Consider the following 14,205-nt stretch of genomic DNA (forward strand, 5'->3'; position numbering starts at 1 on the left):
GAAGTGACGGGTCAGCTGCCGGTCACGCCGCTTCGTACCGGTGCGCCCGCCCGCCGCGCCATTCGATCCAGTGCGGGTCGTCGAGGAGGTCCCAGGCATCGTCGAGTCCGGCTCGCCGCAGGAACTCGACGAGGTCGTGGTCGTCGTGGGCGAGCCCGGAAATCTCCCCGTTGATGGTGACCCTCCGCCCACCGGTACGGGACAGGCCGTCGACGACTATCGGGGCGCTCATGTCTTCAGGGTGCGCCGCGCTGCTTCTCACGGCGCGTCGAGCACGGTGTCCGGCCGGCACACCTCGCAGGCTGTGGCCCCGTCGGCGAGCTCGGCGACGGCCCGCTCCCGACTGATGGGTCGCAGCTTCTTTCCGGCAGCCCAGCAGTCGCCGCGGTGGACCTCAGTGGTCGGCGAACCGGCGCCGGCGTCAACGATGCCCCAGTCCGGAGTGGGCGGGCGGCGCGGCGCCTTGCTCGGCTGCTCGCGGTCCCGCGGCTCCTTGCTCTGCTGCTCGCCCCGCTGCTCGACTGTGGCGATCTGCTGCTGCACCTCGGCCAGCAGCATGCCGAGGTACGTCTCCAGGGTGCGGAGGCGTGGCAGATCAGGCGGAAGGTCGTACATGAGTTCGAGTCTATTGCCGTGCCAGCATGGCAGCGCACCGCACGGAAGCCGATGAGAGGAGCCGCATGAACGACGCTGACCTGCTGCGGACTCTCGGCGTGGACCCATCGGAGCTGGATCCGGCCCCATCATGGGCACCGCGCCGGGGCGCAGGCGCCGGGCGGCTCGACGGCAGCCATCCTTGCGCGCGCTGTGGTGAGCCCGCGAGAGCGACCGGGGTCGTCGACACGCCTGGGTATGGCCGCCGGTGGCTGGACCGCTGCATGCCCTGCTTCCGCGCCACCACACCGCGCGGCGGCCCCCGCGCACCGCTGGCGGACACGCTGGCCGTGCTACGGGAGGCGGGCGTCGCCCTGACCATCGTGGCCGACGAGTCGCAGTTGCCCTGTCCATGGGTGAAACATGCGCAGCCGCCGTTGCACTTTCGTTCGGTGCAACGGCGGCTGCGTCGGCAGGGCCGTTACTGCAGCTTCCGCTCGATCCGGTTCTCGGGTACCTGCTCTGTCATCTTGTTCCGCTCGTTCTTGATGGTGTAGCTAGCCTGCTGCCCGCTGCCCTCGGCACGCTCGATCTTGCCCTGCGCCTGCTCATCCTGCTGGGTCCGGTACTCCACACGATCGCCCTGCTTGAACTGCATGGACTCTCCAAGTTGCTTGTAGGTCGGCGGGGGCTGGCCCCACGTGTTCGGCGGGGGACGCCCCTCATGGCGCCCGTGGTCATCGCTAGGCGCACTGACAGCCCACCCCCACCTCCACACCACTGCAACCAGTACGGGCCGAATGGAGGACGTCGTAGTCTGTCGCCGTGGACCGCTATCACCTGGCCCTGTCGATCGGGCCCGGCCCGTCATGCACGGCTGGTGGCCCGACCTGGCGACGGCCGAGCGGAAGTACACGCGGTGGATCGGCGAGCGCGGTGGCGTCGATGACACCCGAATCACGCTCACCAACGAGGTGGATGGTGGGCGGGTGCTGAAGTCCTGGCCAAACGCGGACCGCTGATACGGCCCGCACTGTCGACTATGGCTGTCACGCTGGCCTTGGCCCCGCTGTCAGCCCGTCGGCGGGGCTACCTGGGTTGCATAGGGCAACGTCACTCAGGACACAGCGTCTCCCGCAGCGCGGTATTCAGCTGCTTGCCCTGGGCGTCCGTGAGCGGCCGGGCGTCGTTCCCGAAGCGCTGCGCCGCGAGCCAATCCACCTTGGCGCCCCCGCCGGCGAGCGAAGAGCACTGGTTGCGCCCGGCGTCGATGGCCTTCTCCTCGTCCTCGGCGATCCGCGGGTCCACGGCCTTGATCGCGGCAAGGTACGCGGCCCGGTCGGCTCCGGTCGGCGCATCCGGGATGCCTGCCGCCTTCTCTGCGGTGCTGCTTTTGCCGGTATCGGCTGGGGCGCTGCTGCTCGGTTCTGCCTTGTTCACATCTGCCTGCTCGGTCGAGCATGCGGTCAGGGCGAGCAGCGCGGCGGCGGCGAGCAGGACAGCGGCGGGTCTCACGATGGCACTCCGAATGTAGGCGTGCAGGGTGTGACACGTGGAGCAGGCGAACGGTTGTGCAGGTGCCACCTGCTGCCCGGCTCGGTTGTCATACCGCCCCAGTACCGTGGACTCATCACATTCGCGCCTATGGCTGGGCGCAGCTACGAGACCGCCCCTCACCCGGAACAGCGCCCGGGGGAGGGGCGGACGCGCGTCAGCCGTCGCTTTCCGGCTCCGGATGCAGGACGGCCTTCTTCACGGCCATCTCCAGCTCGAACCGGGACACCCCGGCCGCTTCAGCATGTGCGGTCACGGCGGCCTGGAACTTCGCGGCCGCCTCACGCCACGGCGCCCACCCCTCCTCCGTGTACGGCTCGGCGAGGGCCTTGCGCTGCTCCTCAACGGCGGAACGTTCCAGCATGATCAGATCTCAGGGATATCGATTGCCACGGCCGGATCGTAAGCGGCGCCGCTGACAATCGACCGAAGCCGCGCAGGTCAGGCTGCCGCGACGACATCCGCCCGGACCGCGGCTTCCCACTCCACCAGCAGCCGCTGATACTCCGCCTCACCCTCCGGCGACAGCGGGCCAGCCGTCCACAGCGCGCGGATGTCCGCGTTCACCGCGGCGGGGGAGCGCACAGGGGTGGTAGGCGAAGGGGTGATCGACATGGGAACAGGCTACGGCGAGGGACTGACAACGGTGCCGACCGCGTCGAGGGCGAGATGCCACGGGAAGCCAGCAGGATTGCCTTGCTTCGGCGGATGAGACTCGTACCCGCCCGGGCCGTCGAGGAAGAGCACGCCCTGGCTGCGGAGGTCAGCGATGCTACGGGCTACGGCCAGCTGAGCGCCCTGTGCCTGATTGAAGTACGGCATTGCAACCACCGGCACGCCCATGTGTACGCCCTCGGATACCAGCCCAAGAGCCAAAGTGTCGGCGATGCCGTTGCCCCACTTGTTCAGGCTGGTGCAGCTGAGCGGGGCGACGAGCATGGCGTCGGCCTTTGGCAGCGCGTCTTTCTCCCAGGGGAGCTTGTGCCGAGACCTCACCGGGTGCCCGGTCAGCTTCTCAAGCTCGGCCATTCGCGGCTCCCACCAGGTCGCAGCGGCCGGCGTCAGGATCAGGCAGGTGTCCCAGCCGCGGGTCTGCGCCTGCCGGACACCCTCGTCGATGTACTGGGTCGGGCCGGCCGCGCAGGCGATGAGGTAGAGAACTCGCTTCGTCATGCGGGGAGTCCACATCGCGCGGCCAGGCGGCGCAAGTCCCCGCCGGGAACCGGGGTCGCTCCGACCACGTCGGCGACGAGGTCGACCGTGGACTGTCGGCCAATGACCTCTTCCGGGGCCAGCCGCGCCGCTTCGATCAGCGACTCGGCAGCGGTTTCCTTCCGCCGTGTCAAGAGCTGAGCGCGTGCCATCGTGATGAGGTGCTGCGCCTGCCGCTCCTTCGACAGCCCGTACAGCGCTTCGCCGTTCAGCCCGTCCGCGGCTTCGATCGCTGACCACCCGTCCTCGAACTTGGTGAGCACATCCACTCGGTGCAACCCGACGTTCGTCGGCCCGAACATCGTGTAGTCCTCGTCGAGGTCGGCACCCTGCTGGTCAGCTACCTCTGCAGCCTGGTCCACGTGCTCACTGGCCTGGCGCACTGCGGCCGTCGACCGGTCCACGGATGCGGCTGCGATCGCCGCGTTCAGGTACAGCATGCCGAGCGTCGACAGCCCCAGCGGCCCGCTCGCCTCCAGCTCCATGGACAGGCGCCGCGCCGCCCCTATGGCGAAGTCCACGGCCGCGCGCGGCTGCTGCTGGTACGTGAGCGACTTCGCGACCCGCCTCGACGCCGCACCGATCGCCACCGCATCACCGGAGCGTTCGGCCGCAGCCAGGGCTCGGTCGGCAACCACAGCGGCCTGCACGGCTGTTGCCGGACCGTACTTGTGAAGGAAGGACGCGGTCAGCTGCAGAACGCGCGACAGCAGGGCGTGAGCCTCGCTGGCCTCAGCGCCGGCGCGCGCGGCGGACTGCCTTGACCTGACGATCAGTGTGGGAAGGTCTCGGCCGAGCGCCCCGTAGTGGCAGGCCTGGAACGCCTCGCAGCAGTAGGTCAGCCTGCGTCGCAGCTCCGCAAGCGGCGGGGGATCCCCGTCCTCGTCGTTGCGGTACAGGACGTCAATGACGGCAAGCGCCTCGACTGGTGGCGTGGTCGCCGGGGGCGGCTCAGGAGGCCCGTCCATCAGTAGCTGCTCCAGGGGGATGCGCAGGACTTCGGCCGCGCGCACCAACACTGATAAGCGTGGGTCCTGCTGACGCTGCCCGCCCTCCAGATCCTGCACCCACCTGCGGGTTTGCCCCATCAGCCGACCGAAGTCCGCTTGTGTGAAGCCGCGCCGCTCTCGCCAGCAGGCGATGCGTCGGCCGATACGCCCAGTCTCCATGGAGCACTCCCCGAACAGGGCACGCACTTTGCGTGCCCACCCTCGTTGTACCCCGTCCTACCTTGCAGTCACAGCAGATCAACGAGAGCCGGGGACGCTATGACAGTGAGGGACTTACCGCCAGTCAGTGACCTGACGGAGCAGCAGCAGCGCGGATGGTCCTGTGTCTGGTGCAGGGCGCCTCTCACCGTCGGCGAGGACATGGACCTCGGTGAGAAGCGGGCCCGGCCTGATGGAGGCGCCGCGTACAGCTGGTTCCCGCGGGCCTGCTCGGACGCCGCCGCCTGCGCCGTTCGGGAAGCCGAGCAGACGCCATGACGGCCTTAGTTGAGGGCCCAGAATCCCGCCCCCTCCCCGACCTGCGAACACTGACGTGGGACCAGTCCGCCGGCCGCGCCTGCATCTGGTGCAAGAAGCCCCTCACTACCGGCGCGGTCAGCGCAGGGATCATCCGTGGCCAGCTCGGCGCGCACATCCTCGATACCGAGGTGTGGGCAGGGCCGTGCTGCCAGGGGAAGGCGCCATAGACGGGGCTTCTACTCACCAAGGAGCGAGGCGACGGTGGTGTCGAGAGCTGCGGCGATGCGCCATAGGCGGCTGATTCGTGCGTCGTTTTGGGCGCCTTCGATGCGCTGGATCGTGTCGCGAGAGATCTCGGCCCGGTGGGCGAGCTGCTCCTGGGTGAGGTTTTGGTGCATGCGCCGGTCGCGGATGCGGTCGCCGAGGGTGCGGCGGCGTTCGAGGATCCAGGGCGGCAGGTCGGCAGGCACTCGACAAACGCTGTGACCTGCAAGATCACACGTCAGCAGCTACTTTCCGGCATTTTTTGATCACGGATGATCGCCATATTTGCCGGTGGGTGGGCTGAAGCCTCCCTGTGGCCTCCTGGTATATGCCGCAGGACTACCAGTACTGTCGCAGATTCGAACGTTTGTTCACTCGAATAGGCAACCAACGAGAAACGATCTCCGTCGTTGGGCACATTGCCGGTCTCGGGTCGCAGTCCACACCCCCCAAGGTGCAGCGACCCGGGGCCGGTTTTGTGTCATGGTGGGCTGATGTTCGCACTTCGCCAAGTTGACGCTATGGGGGCCCAGTGGGAGTCGAGTGGGAGATGATCATGGTGAACGTGAGCGAACTGACGCTAACTGGGGCTAGCTACTCGACGCCGTCTGTGTGTGATGCCGCCCAGGCCGGGGCTGTATTCAGCGGCAACGCACCAAAGGGGAATCGATCATGAACATCCCTTTCTTGGACAACTGGCGTAAGCGTCACGACGGTACGCGAGGGGCGGGGCTCGCCGCCGCCGTCGCGGCCGATCCCGAGGGCGTGGCCGAGCTGCTTGCCGAATGCGAGCTGCTGCGTGTCCGGGCAGGGCAACGGGGGCTCGAACTCGACGACACCCCGGACTCGTTGGCGGCTCTCGACCAGTTGCCGCCGCGCTGGCGCGACGATCCCGAGGAGCTGCCCTGGCTGGGCAACGACGCGGGGCTCTACCTCGGCACGGTTCTGGTGCGCAATGTCCCTGGTGCGGTCTGGAACATCTGGCCGAGCGGGCAGCCCGTGGTGCGGCTGGCCTCGGGGCGGGAGATCGATGTGGTCGAGGCCGGGCTGGACTGGGCGATGGCGGGCAGCCCCGAGCTCTCGCAGGTGTACTCGGAATCGGCCGAGGGGTAGGACTCTCACTAAAACCAAATAAGACGCCTTATGCCCCATTTGTGCGTGTCGTAGGCGAAGTCCCTTTTCGCGCTGGATAGTTTGCGCTGACCTCGACATAGCGACAAGTGGGTGGGGCAGGGTATGGCCGTCGATCCTTTGATCGAGCTGCGGGACGTCAACAAGTTCTACGGACAGTTGCACGTACTGCGGGACATCAATCTCACCGTCGGTCGCGGGGAGGTGGTGGTGGTCATCGGCCCCTCGGGCTCCGGCAAGTCGACGCTCTGCCGGACCATCAACCGGCTTGAGACGATCGAGTCCGGGCACATCGCGATCGACGGCAGACCTCTCCCCGAGGAGGGCAAGGGGCTGGCCGAGCTCCGGGCCGAAGTGGGCATGGTCTTCCAGTCGTTCAACCTGTTCGCGCACAAGACCGTGCTGGACAACGTCTCGCTCGCCCAGCTCAAGGTCCGCAAGCGGAAGAAGGACGAGGCCGACCGGCGTTCGCGGGAGCTGCTGGAGCGGGTCGGACTCGCCTCGCAGGCCGACAAGTTCCCCGCCCAGCTCTCCGGCGGCCAGCAGCAGCGCGTGGCCATCGCCCGCGCCCTCGCCATGGACCCCAAGGCGCTCCTCTTCGACGAGCCGACCTCGGCACTCGACCCGGAAATGATCAACGAGGTGCTGGAGGTCATGCAGCAACTCGCCCGGGACGGCATGACCATGGTCGTCGTCACGCACGAGATGGGCTTCGCCCGCTCCGCCGCCAACCGCGTGATCTTCATGGCCGACGGGCGCGTCATCGAGGACCGCACTCCCGAGGCGTTCTTCACCGCCCCGGAGAGCGACCGCGCCAAGGACTTCCTGTCCAAGATCCTGAAGCACTGACGGGGGCTCCGCGTTGCGTACGAGAAAAGTTCTGGCCGCCTGCGCCGCTCTTCTGCTCGCCGTCCTCGTCGCCGGATGCGGCAAGGAGGGCAGCCCGCCAGTGAAGGGTCCGAAGCCCGAACAACTGCCCGTGTACAAGGTCGACACCGCCTTCCGGCTGCCCGGATCACCGACCTGGACGAAGGCGAAGAAGCGCGGATACCTGCGGGTCGGGGCCAAGGAGGACCAGCCCTACCTCGGAGAGAAGGACCCGGCCACCGGCGTCTACTCCGGCTTCGACATCGAGATCGCCAAGATGCTGGCGGCCTCGCTCGGCTTCGACCCGAAGACGATCCGCTTCCGGACCATCGCCTCCGCCAACCGCGAGACTGCACTGCAGAACGGCCAGATCGACTACTACGTCGGCACCTACACCATCAACGCCCTGCGCAAGAGGCTCGTCGGCTTCGCCGGGCCCTACTTCATGGCCGGGCAGTCGCTGCTCGTCCGCACCGACGAGCACGACATCAACGGACCGCAGGACCTGGACGGCAGGACGGTCTGCTCGGCGGCGGGTTCGACCCCGTACCAGCGCATCGCCGCCGACTACCCGAAGGCGATCCTGGTCTCCTACGACACGTACTCGATCTGCGTCGACAACCTGCTCACCTACCAGGTCGACGCCGTGACCACCGATGACGCGATCCTGCTGGGCTTCGCCGCGAAGGCGCCCGGGGAGATGAAGGTGGTGGGCAAGCCCTTCTCCGAGGAGCCGTACGGAATCGGTGTCCCGCGCAGCGACAACGTCTTGCGGTTCGCCCTCGACGACGCCCTGGAGGCCAACCAGAAGAACGGCAACTGGAAGAAGGCGTTCGAGGCGACACTCGGTCTGTCCGGAGCGCCCGCGCCGACCCCGCCGCCCATCGACCGCTACCCGGCGACCTGAGAGGGCGGGCATCGACCATGGACGTACTCACAGAGAACTTCTCGCTCTACGGCAAGGGCTTCCTCGGCACGGTCGAGCTGACCGTCTACTCCTCGATCCTGGCCCTGCTCCTCGGCTTCGTCATGGCCTCCTGCCGGGTGGCACCCGTCGGCTCGCTCCGGGTGCTCGGCACGGTCTGGGTCACGGTGCTGCGCAACACCCCGCTGACGCTGCTCTTCTTCGCCGTCCTGCTCGGACTGCCGCGCTTCGGACTGATTCTTCCGTTCAAGGTCTTCGCGGTCCTCGCGCTCGGCTGCTACACCTCCGCGTTCATCTGTGAGGCACTGCGCTCCGGCATCAACACGGTGCCGAGGGGGCAGGGCGAGGCGGCCCGCAGCCTCGGCATGACGTTCGGTCAGACGCTGAACAGCATCGTGCTGCCACAGGCATTCCGTACGGTGATCCCGCCGATCGGGTCGACGCTGATCGCCCTCGCCAAGAACTCGGCGATCGCCGGGGCCTTCAGCGTGACCGAGCTGCTCGGCACCTACAAGACCCTCAACGAGCTGGGCTACAGCATCATCTGGACCTTCGTCTGGATCGCCGTCGGCTACCTGATCATCACCCTGTCCATCAGTGCGCTCTTCAACGTGATGGAGAAGCGCTGGGGAGTCGCCCGATGACCACCCGCACCGCGCTCTACGACATCCCGGGCCCCGTCACCCGCAAGCGCCACCGCCTGTACGGGTTCGTGTCGACGGCCCTGATCCTCGCCCTGTTGGGCTGGATCGTCTATCTGCTCGTCGACACCGGACAGTTCGCCGGCGCCAAATGGACGCCCTTCGCATACAAGGGGATCCAGGAGCTGCTGCTGCGCGGACTGGGCAACACCCTCAAGGCATTCGCGCTCGCCGCGGTGTTCTCCCTCGTGCTCGGGGCGGTGCTCGCCGTCGGCCGGCTCTCCGACCACCAGGCCGTGCGCCGGCTCTCGACGCTTCTGGTCGAGTTCTTCCGGGCCATGCCCGTACTGGTGATGATCTTCTTCATCTTCGTGGCCCTGAAGGTGCAGCCCCTGCCCGCGCTGGTCACCGGCCTGACGCTCTACAACGGCTCGGTGCTCGCCGAGGTGTTCCGCACCGGGATCAACTCGGTGGAGCGCGGCCAGCGCGAGGCCGCGTACGCCCTCGGGATGCGCAAGACGCAGGTCACCACGTTCGTACTGGCCCCGCAGGCGGTGCGCGCCATGCTGCCGACGATCATCAGCCAGCTGGTGGTCGCGTTGAAGGACACCTCGCTCGGCTACCTGATCACCTACGAGGAATTCCTCCACGCAGGCAAGCTCATCGCGTCCAACCTCGACTACGATCTTCCCTTCATCCCCGTGGTGATGGTGATCTCGCCGATCTACATCGGGATGTGCATGCTGCTCTCCTGGTTCGCGACCTGGGTGGCCAAGCAGGAGCGGCGCAATCCGAAGACGAAGGCCGTGGAGGTCGCACCGGCCGAACCAGGAACGCTGCTGCCGGGAGTGCAGTAGCCGGGACCCGCTGCGAAGCGGCCTTTGAGGAGCAGTGCCCGTCCGGCAGCAGCCGGTGATCACTTCTCGCGCGATGCGGTGGTCCCGTACGACGGGTCCGCCGAGGGCGAGGAGAAGGTCAGCTGCGAGCCGGCCGGGCTGCGCTCGGCGTCCAGCGGGTCGAGCGTGTCGATCACCAGGGCGGGCCGGCGGCCGGCCGGGACACCACGGGCGGCGGAGAACAGCTCCGGGTCCGCGGGGGAACGGCCGGGCCCGGCGTCCGTCCGCGGAAGGTATAGGGGGCGTTACTGACCAGCGTGCCGAGAGCGGCCCTTCGTCGTGGAGATGTACGGCGGAGGGCCGCTCTTCTGCGGCGGTTGCCGCCGGCGCGACGGGGGTCAGCGGGTCACTTCAGTGCGCTCTTCGCCTGCCAGTCGAACCAGGCCACGTTCCACGCCCCGTACCCGTTGCCCTCCGCGACCGTGCCCTTGGCATCGGCGCCGGTGATCTCGAACGGGTCGCCGACCCGCACCTGCTGGTACAGCGCGCCGGCGTTGACGTCGCTCATGCCGACACAGCCCGAACTGTGGTTGGCCACCCCGAAGTAGGCGGCGTTCCACGGCGCCGCGTGGGCGTACATCCCCGACCAGGTCAGCCGCATCGACGAGTCGACCATCTTGTCGTAGGCGTCGCCGAGACCGACCGTCTCGGAGCGCATGTTGATCGTGCCCTCCTTGGCCATCAGCGCGGCCGTGCCGCGCCAGGACGCCTTCTCGCCGCCCGGGGTGCCGGCGGACATGGGCACGTCCATGACGGTCTTCCCGTCCCGCTTCAGCGCCAGCCGGTGACGGTCGAGGTCGACCTTCACCACCTGGTTGGTGCCGATGGTGAAGGTGGTCCGGTAGTCGCGGACGAACCAGCCGCCGGACGGGCCGGAGTCGATGCCGTTGAGGTCGGCGTCGAGCGTGACCTTCGTACCGGACTTCCAGTACTCCTTGGGGCGCCAGTCGACGCGGTCCCTGCCGGAGTAGTCCTGCAGCCAGCCCCAGGAGCCCTCGGTGTTGTTCGAGGTGGAGACCTTCAGGGCCTTCTCGACCGCGGCCCGGTCCTTCACCGGGTTGTCGAAGACGATCGACAAGGGCTGGGCGATGCCGACCGTGGTGTTCTTGCCGGGCGCCAGTGTCAGCTTGTTGACCTTGTCGGCCCCGGCGGTGGTGAAGCGGGCCTTGTCGCTGCCGCCCTCGGTGTCCTTCGCCTCGACGCCGTACGTGGTGCCGGGTGCGGCGGGCCGGTCCGACGTCCAGGTCCTGCCGTCGGCGGATATTCGGCCGGTGAGCGCGTCCCCCTCGGCTGCGCTCACCGTGACCGCCTTCAGCTTTCCGGCACCGAGGGTCACCTTCACCGGCTTCCCGGGGGTGGCACGGGTGCCCTGGAGGTTCACCGAGATCTTGGTGTCGTGCGCCGGTGCGACCCCGGCCGCCCCCTTGTCCGAGCCCGACGCCGAGGCGCCGGAACAGGCGGTGAGCGTGGCGCCGAGCACCGCGGTACCGGCGATCAGGGTGAGCCGGACCGGGCGGACGAGCGGGGCGGTACGGCGTATGCGCCGAGGTGCGGAGAACAACGGAAATACCTCCAAGGCCTTGCTTCTCACCAGTGGAGAGGCATGCACCCGACGACAGGTTCCACAAATCAACCAAAAGCCGGGAAATCCTCTGTGTGACATGGGTCGCAGCGCAACGGTCATCATTCGGTCACATGCGCCGCTCGGCTTCGTCATGGACCGCCGTGAGCATCCCGTGCAGCCCTCGGAACCGACAGCGGGGCGGACCAGGGAGGGCCACGAACATGTCAGCGCTGCGCGCGACCGGAGACCGCGGCCATGACCACGAGCTGCGGATACGCGGCCTGACCGCCGTCGAGCACCGGGCCTTCGTCTCCACCCGTGCGGACGCGAGCTTTCTGCAATATCCGTCCTGGGCCCCGGTGAAGGACCAATGGGCCTCCGAAATGGTCGGCCGGCACGGCGACTCCGGCGAACTGACCGGAGCCGCGCCGGTGCTCTGCCGGCAATTCCCCGGTACCCACAAGTACTTCGCGTATCTGCCACGAGGTCCGGTCGCCGACTGGGCCGATCCCGGCCTCGACCGGTGGCTGCGGCCGCCCGTGGCGCACCTGCGCAAGTCCGGAGCCTTCGCCGTACGGATCGGCCCCTCACCGGCGCACCGCCGCTGGGACACCGTCCGTCTCAAAGCCGCCACCGGCCCCGGCCGCAAGGTCGGCGACGTACTCGCGACCGAGGTGGATCCGCTCGGTACGGCCGTCGCCGATCGGCTCCGGACCCGCGGCCGGCGCCGTTGCGGCGGCGACGGGGGAGAGGACGCCGACGCGCAGCCGCGCTACGTCTTCCAAGTGCCGCTCGCCGGACGGACCCCCGACGAGCTATGGTCGGGGCTCAACCAGGAGTGGCGCCGCAATGTCCGCAGAAGGCCGGGGTGCGGATCGTCATCGGCGGCGCGGCCGAACTCCCTGAATTCCACCTTCTGCTGCGGATCACCGAGGAGCGCGACGGCTTCCGGCTCGGCCGCTCCCTCGCCTATTTCCAGCAGCAGTACGCCGTACTCAACGCCGAGCACCCCGGCCGGATGAGGCTCTACCTCGCCGTCCACCAGGGCGAGATCCTGGCCGCCCACACCGTGATCAGCACCGGTCGGCGGGTCTGGTACCGGACCGGTGCCTCCGCCGACCACCGGCGCGAGGTCCGGCCCAGCAATGCGCTGCAGTGGAAGATGATGCTCGACGCCCATGGGCTCGGTGCCGATATGCACGACATGCGCGGGGTAACCTCCACCCTTGACCCCGACGACCGCCCCTTCGGGTTGCTGCGCTGGAAGCTCGGCACAGGTGGTCAGGTCATCGAGACCCTCGGAGAGTGGGAGACATCGGTGGGCGGAGCCGCCAACAACACCTTGTACCGGGCATTCCAGGTATATCTGGCCCGCCGATGACGGCCACCGAGGAGACCCCCGCGAAGGCCGCAGGGCGCACGTCCGGCTCGGTGCTGCGCAGCGGCGCGGTCATGGCGTCCGGCTCCATCGTCTCCCGGGCGACCGGCTTCGTACGCTCGGCCGTCGTCGTCGCCGCGCTCGGCACCGGACTCCAGGCGGACGGGTACACCGTCGCCAACACCGTGCCCAACATCCTCTACACGCTGCTCATCGGCGGTGGGCTCAACGCCGTCTTCGTCCCGGAACTCGTACGGGCCGCCAGGAACCACGCCGACGGCGGAGCCGCGTACACCGACCGGCTGCTCACCCTCTGCACGATCGGGCTCCTCGCCCTCACCGCGATCACGGTCGTCGGCGCACCGTGGATCGTCTCGGTCTACGCCCCCGACTACCACGGCGCACAGGCCGAACTCACCATCGCCCTGGCCCGCTACTGTCTGCCGCAGATCCTCTTCTACGGACTGTTCACGCTGCTCGGCCAAGTGCTCAACGCCCGCGACCGGTTCGGCGCGATGATGTGGACCCCCGTCCTCAACAACGTGGTGATCATCGCGGTGTTCGGGATCTATCTGGCCGTCGCGGCAGGCTCCGACGGGACGTTGACCCCGGCGCAGGCCCAGTGGCTCGGCTGGGGGACCACCGCCGGGATCGCCGTGCAGACCCTTGCCCTGGTGCCCGCACTGCGCGCCGCGAAGTTCCGCTGGCGGCCGCGGTTCGACTGGCGGGGCAGCGGACTCACCCGGCCGCTGCGCGCGGCCGGCTGGCTCGTCATGCTCGTGCTGACCAACCAGATCGCCTACTGGGTGGTCACCCGGCTCTCCACCGCCACCGGTCAGCACGCCGTCGAACAGCATGTGCCGGGCGGTGTGGGCTACACCGCGTACAGCTACGCCTATCAGCTGTGGGTGGTGCCGCACGGCATCGTGACCGTCTCGCTCGTCACCGCGCTGATGCCCCGGATGAGCCGGGCGGCGGCCGACGACGACCTGGCGGGGGTGCGACGCGATGTCTCGTACGCCCTGCGTACCTCGGCCGCGGTCGTGGTGCCCGCGGTGGCCGTGCTGTTCGCGCTGGCACCGTGGGTGATCGGGGCCGTGTACGGATACGGGCGCACGGGCGGCGCGGACATCACGGTGATGGCGGGGATGATGATGGCGTTCGCGCCCGGACTGATCGCCTACTCCGGGCAGTACGTGCTCTCCCGCGCGTTCTACGCGATGAGCGACACCCGCACCCCGTTCCTCCTCAACCTGGTGATTGCCGCGCTCAACGCCGGGCTCTGCGTCGCCGCGTATCTGCTGCTGCCGGTCCGCTGGGCCGTGACGGGGATGGCCGGGGCGTACTCCGTAGCGCTGTTCGTGGGCTTCGGCGTCACCGCGTACGTGCTGCACCGCAGGATCTCCGGCAGCGGCGCCGCCCGGCCCGCACTGCTGCGGTCGCCCGGCTTGTGGGCGCAGGTCCGGCTGGTGGTGGCGAGTGTGCCCGCCGGGCTGCTGGGGTACCTGGCCGCCCGCGCCTGCTCCGGGTACGGGGACTTCGCAGCGGTGGGGGCGGGGGCCGTCGTCCTCCTGCTCACGGTGGCGCTGCTGGCCCGGCCGCTCCGGCTGCGGGAGATCAGCGCCGTGATCGCGGCGGGCCGGGGGCGGCTGCGGCGGGCGTGAGCCGGCCGGCCCCAGGGCCCGCTCACCGGTTCGAATCCATTCCTTG

General features: G+C 68.6%; 16 protein-coding genes and 2 pseudogenes. 7 read left to right on the forward strand and 11 right to left on the reverse strand.

The features are described from left to right. Window positions 1-22: 22 nt before the first annotated feature. From OG306_RS32740 to OG306_RS32780, 9 genes are all read right to left on the reverse strand, one after another. On the reverse strand, window positions 23-232 hold the full coding sequence (locus OG306_RS32740; protein ID WP_266749832.1) for a hypothetical protein: 210 nt from the start codon (window positions 230-232) through the stop codon (window positions 23-25). Between the two features lie 26 nt (window positions 233-258). Then, entirely contained in the window at window positions 259-615 is a 357-nt protein-coding gene (locus OG306_RS32745) for a DUF6233 domain-containing protein (protein WP_266749834.1), read from the reverse strand. 460 nt (window positions 616-1,075) lie between these two features. Further along, window positions 1,076-1,252 (reverse strand): hypothetical protein, encoded by a 177-nt coding sequence (locus OG306_RS32750; RefSeq protein WP_266749836.1) that lies wholly within the window; start codon window positions 1,250-1,252, stop codon window positions 1,076-1,078. A gap of 455 nt (window positions 1,253-1,707) precedes the next feature. After that, entirely contained in the window at window positions 1,708-2,109 is a 402-nt protein-coding gene (locus OG306_RS32755; protein ID WP_266749840.1) for a hypothetical protein, read from the reverse strand. A 196-nt stretch (window positions 2,110-2,305) separates the two neighbouring features. Then, on the reverse strand, window positions 2,306-2,512 hold the full coding sequence (locus OG306_RS32760; protein WP_266904919.1) for a hypothetical protein: 207 nt from the start codon (window positions 2,510-2,512) through the stop codon (window positions 2,306-2,308). Window positions 2,513-2,589: 77 nt separating this feature from the next. After that, complete coding sequence (locus OG306_RS32765) at window positions 2,590-2,763, reverse strand: hypothetical protein (RefSeq protein ID WP_266749841.1); 174 nt, start codon at window positions 2,761-2,763, stop codon at window positions 2,590-2,592. A gap of 9 nt (window positions 2,764-2,772) precedes the next feature. Next, the gene (locus OG306_RS32770; RefSeq protein ID WP_371665954.1) at window positions 2,773-3,321 is read right to left on the reverse strand and encodes a flavoprotein; all 549 of its coding nucleotides are present in this window, start codon (window positions 3,319-3,321) and stop codon (window positions 2,773-2,775) included. After that, entirely contained in the window at window positions 3,318-4,529 is a 1,212-nt protein-coding gene (locus tag OG306_RS32775; protein WP_266904917.1) for a helix-turn-helix domain-containing protein, read from the reverse strand. Before OG306_RS32775 ends, OG306_RS32770 begins: the two co-directional genes overlap by 4 nt. Before the next feature lie 536 nt (window positions 4,530-5,065). Further along, window positions 5,066-5,299 carry a helix-turn-helix domain-containing protein gene (locus tag OG306_RS32780; protein ID WP_266749848.1) on the reverse strand — a complete coding sequence of 78 codons (234 nt, stop codon included), beginning with the start codon at window positions 5,297-5,299 and terminating at the stop codon, window positions 5,066-5,068. Between the two features lie 466 nt (window positions 5,300-5,765). On the opposite strand from OG306_RS32780, the gene OG306_RS32785 reads away from it, so the two are divergent. The 5 genes from OG306_RS32785 (at window position 5,766) to OG306_RS32805 (ending at window position 9,514) form a co-directional block, all read left to right on the forward strand. After that, entirely contained in the window at window positions 5,766-6,206 is a 441-nt protein-coding gene (locus tag OG306_RS32785; protein ID WP_266749849.1) for a DUF6278 family protein, read from the forward strand. Window positions 6,207-6,329: 123 nt separating this feature from the next. Further along, window positions 6,330-7,073 (forward strand): amino acid ABC transporter ATP-binding protein, encoded by a 744-nt coding sequence (locus tag OG306_RS32790; protein WP_266749851.1) that lies wholly within the window; start codon window positions 6,330-6,332, stop codon window positions 7,071-7,073. Window positions 7,074-7,086: 13 nt separating this feature from the next. Beyond that, window positions 7,087-7,998 (forward strand): glutamate ABC transporter substrate-binding protein, encoded by a 912-nt coding sequence (locus OG306_RS32795; protein WP_266749852.1) that lies wholly within the window; start codon window positions 7,087-7,089, stop codon window positions 7,996-7,998. A 17-nt stretch (window positions 7,999-8,015) separates the two neighbouring features. Then, window positions 8,016-8,660 carry an amino acid ABC transporter permease gene (locus OG306_RS32800; RefSeq protein ID WP_266749854.1) on the forward strand — a complete coding sequence of 215 codons (645 nt, stop codon included), beginning with the start codon at window positions 8,016-8,018 and terminating at the stop codon, window positions 8,658-8,660. Beyond that, complete coding sequence (locus OG306_RS32805) at window positions 8,657-9,514, forward strand: amino acid ABC transporter permease (RefSeq protein ID WP_371665955.1); 858 nt, start codon at window positions 8,657-8,659, stop codon at window positions 9,512-9,514. Before OG306_RS32800 ends, OG306_RS32805 begins: the two co-directional genes overlap by 4 nt. A gap of 59 nt (window positions 9,515-9,573) precedes the next feature. Here the strand turns inward: OG306_RS32805 and OG306_RS32810 are convergent. Further along, window positions 9,574-9,818, reverse strand: a pseudogene (locus tag OG306_RS32810) (acyl esterase); the annotation flags it as partial. A gap of 81 nt (window positions 9,819-9,899) precedes the next feature. Beyond that, window positions 9,900-11,114, reverse strand: coding sequence for a L,D-transpeptidase (locus OG306_RS32815; protein WP_371665956.1), 1,215 nt, complete (start codon window positions 11,112-11,114; stop codon window positions 9,900-9,902). 224 nt (window positions 11,115-11,338) lie between these two features. Here OG306_RS32815 and OG306_RS32820 point away from each other — a divergent pair. Together OG306_RS32820 and murJ are read left to right on the forward strand one after the other, a co-directional pair. After that, window positions 11,339-12,498 (forward strand): annotated as a pseudogene (locus tag OG306_RS32820) (lipid II:glycine glycyltransferase FemX). After that, complete coding sequence (gene murJ / locus OG306_RS32825) at window positions 12,495-14,159, forward strand: murein biosynthesis integral membrane protein MurJ (RefSeq protein WP_327258560.1); 1,665 nt, start codon at window positions 12,495-12,497, stop codon at window positions 14,157-14,159. The pseudogene OG306_RS32820 and the gene murJ overlap by 4 nt, the downstream one beginning before the upstream one ends. The last annotated feature ends 46 nt before the right edge of the window (window positions 14,160-14,205 follow it).

It is taken from the genome of Streptomyces sp. NBC_01241, from assembly GCF_041435435.1.
In the GTDB taxonomy this organism is placed as follows: domain Bacteria; phylum Actinomycetota; class Actinomycetes; order Streptomycetales; family Streptomycetaceae; genus Streptomyces.

Coding starts and splice junctions, on each gene's coding strand:
- OG306_RS32740 (WP_266749832.1), bottom strand. CDS start 232: ATGAGCGCCCCGATAGTCGTCGACGGCCTGTCCCGTACCGGTGGGCGG.
- OG306_RS32745 (WP_266749834.1), bottom strand. CDS start 615: ATGTACGACCTTCCGCCTGATCTGCCACGCCTCCGCACCCTGGAGACG.
- OG306_RS32750 (WP_266749836.1), bottom strand. CDS start 1,252: ATGCAGTTCAAGCAGGGCGATCGTGTGGAGTACCGGACCCAGCAGGAT.
- OG306_RS32760 (WP_266904919.1), bottom strand. CDS start 2,512: ATGCTGGAACGTTCCGCCGTTGAGGAGCAGCGCAAGGCCCTCGCCGAG.
- OG306_RS32765 (WP_266749841.1), bottom strand. CDS start 2,763: ATGTCGATCACCCCTTCGCCTACCACCCCTGTGCGCTCCCCCGCCGCG.
- OG306_RS32770 (WP_371665954.1), bottom strand. CDS start 3,321: ATGACGAAGCGAGTTCTCTACCTCATCGCCTGCGCGGCCGGCCCGACC.
- OG306_RS32775 (WP_266904917.1), bottom strand. CDS start 4,529: ATGGAGACTGGGCGTATCGGCCGACGCATCGCCTGCTGGCGAGAGCGG.
- OG306_RS32785 (WP_266749849.1), top strand. CDS start 5,766: ATGAACATCCCTTTCTTGGACAACTGGCGTAAGCGTCACGACGGTACG.
- OG306_RS32790 (WP_266749851.1), top strand. CDS start 6,330: ATGGCCGTCGATCCTTTGATCGAGCTGCGGGACGTCAACAAGTTCTAC.
- OG306_RS32800 (WP_266749854.1), top strand. CDS start 8,016: ATGGACGTACTCACAGAGAACTTCTCGCTCTACGGCAAGGGCTTCCTC.
- OG306_RS32805 (WP_371665955.1), top strand. CDS start 8,657: ATGACCACCCGCACCGCGCTCTACGACATCCCGGGCCCCGTCACCCGC.
- murJ (WP_327258560.1), top strand. CDS start 12,495: ATGACGGCCACCGAGGAGACCCCCGCGAAGGCCGCAGGGCGCACGTCC.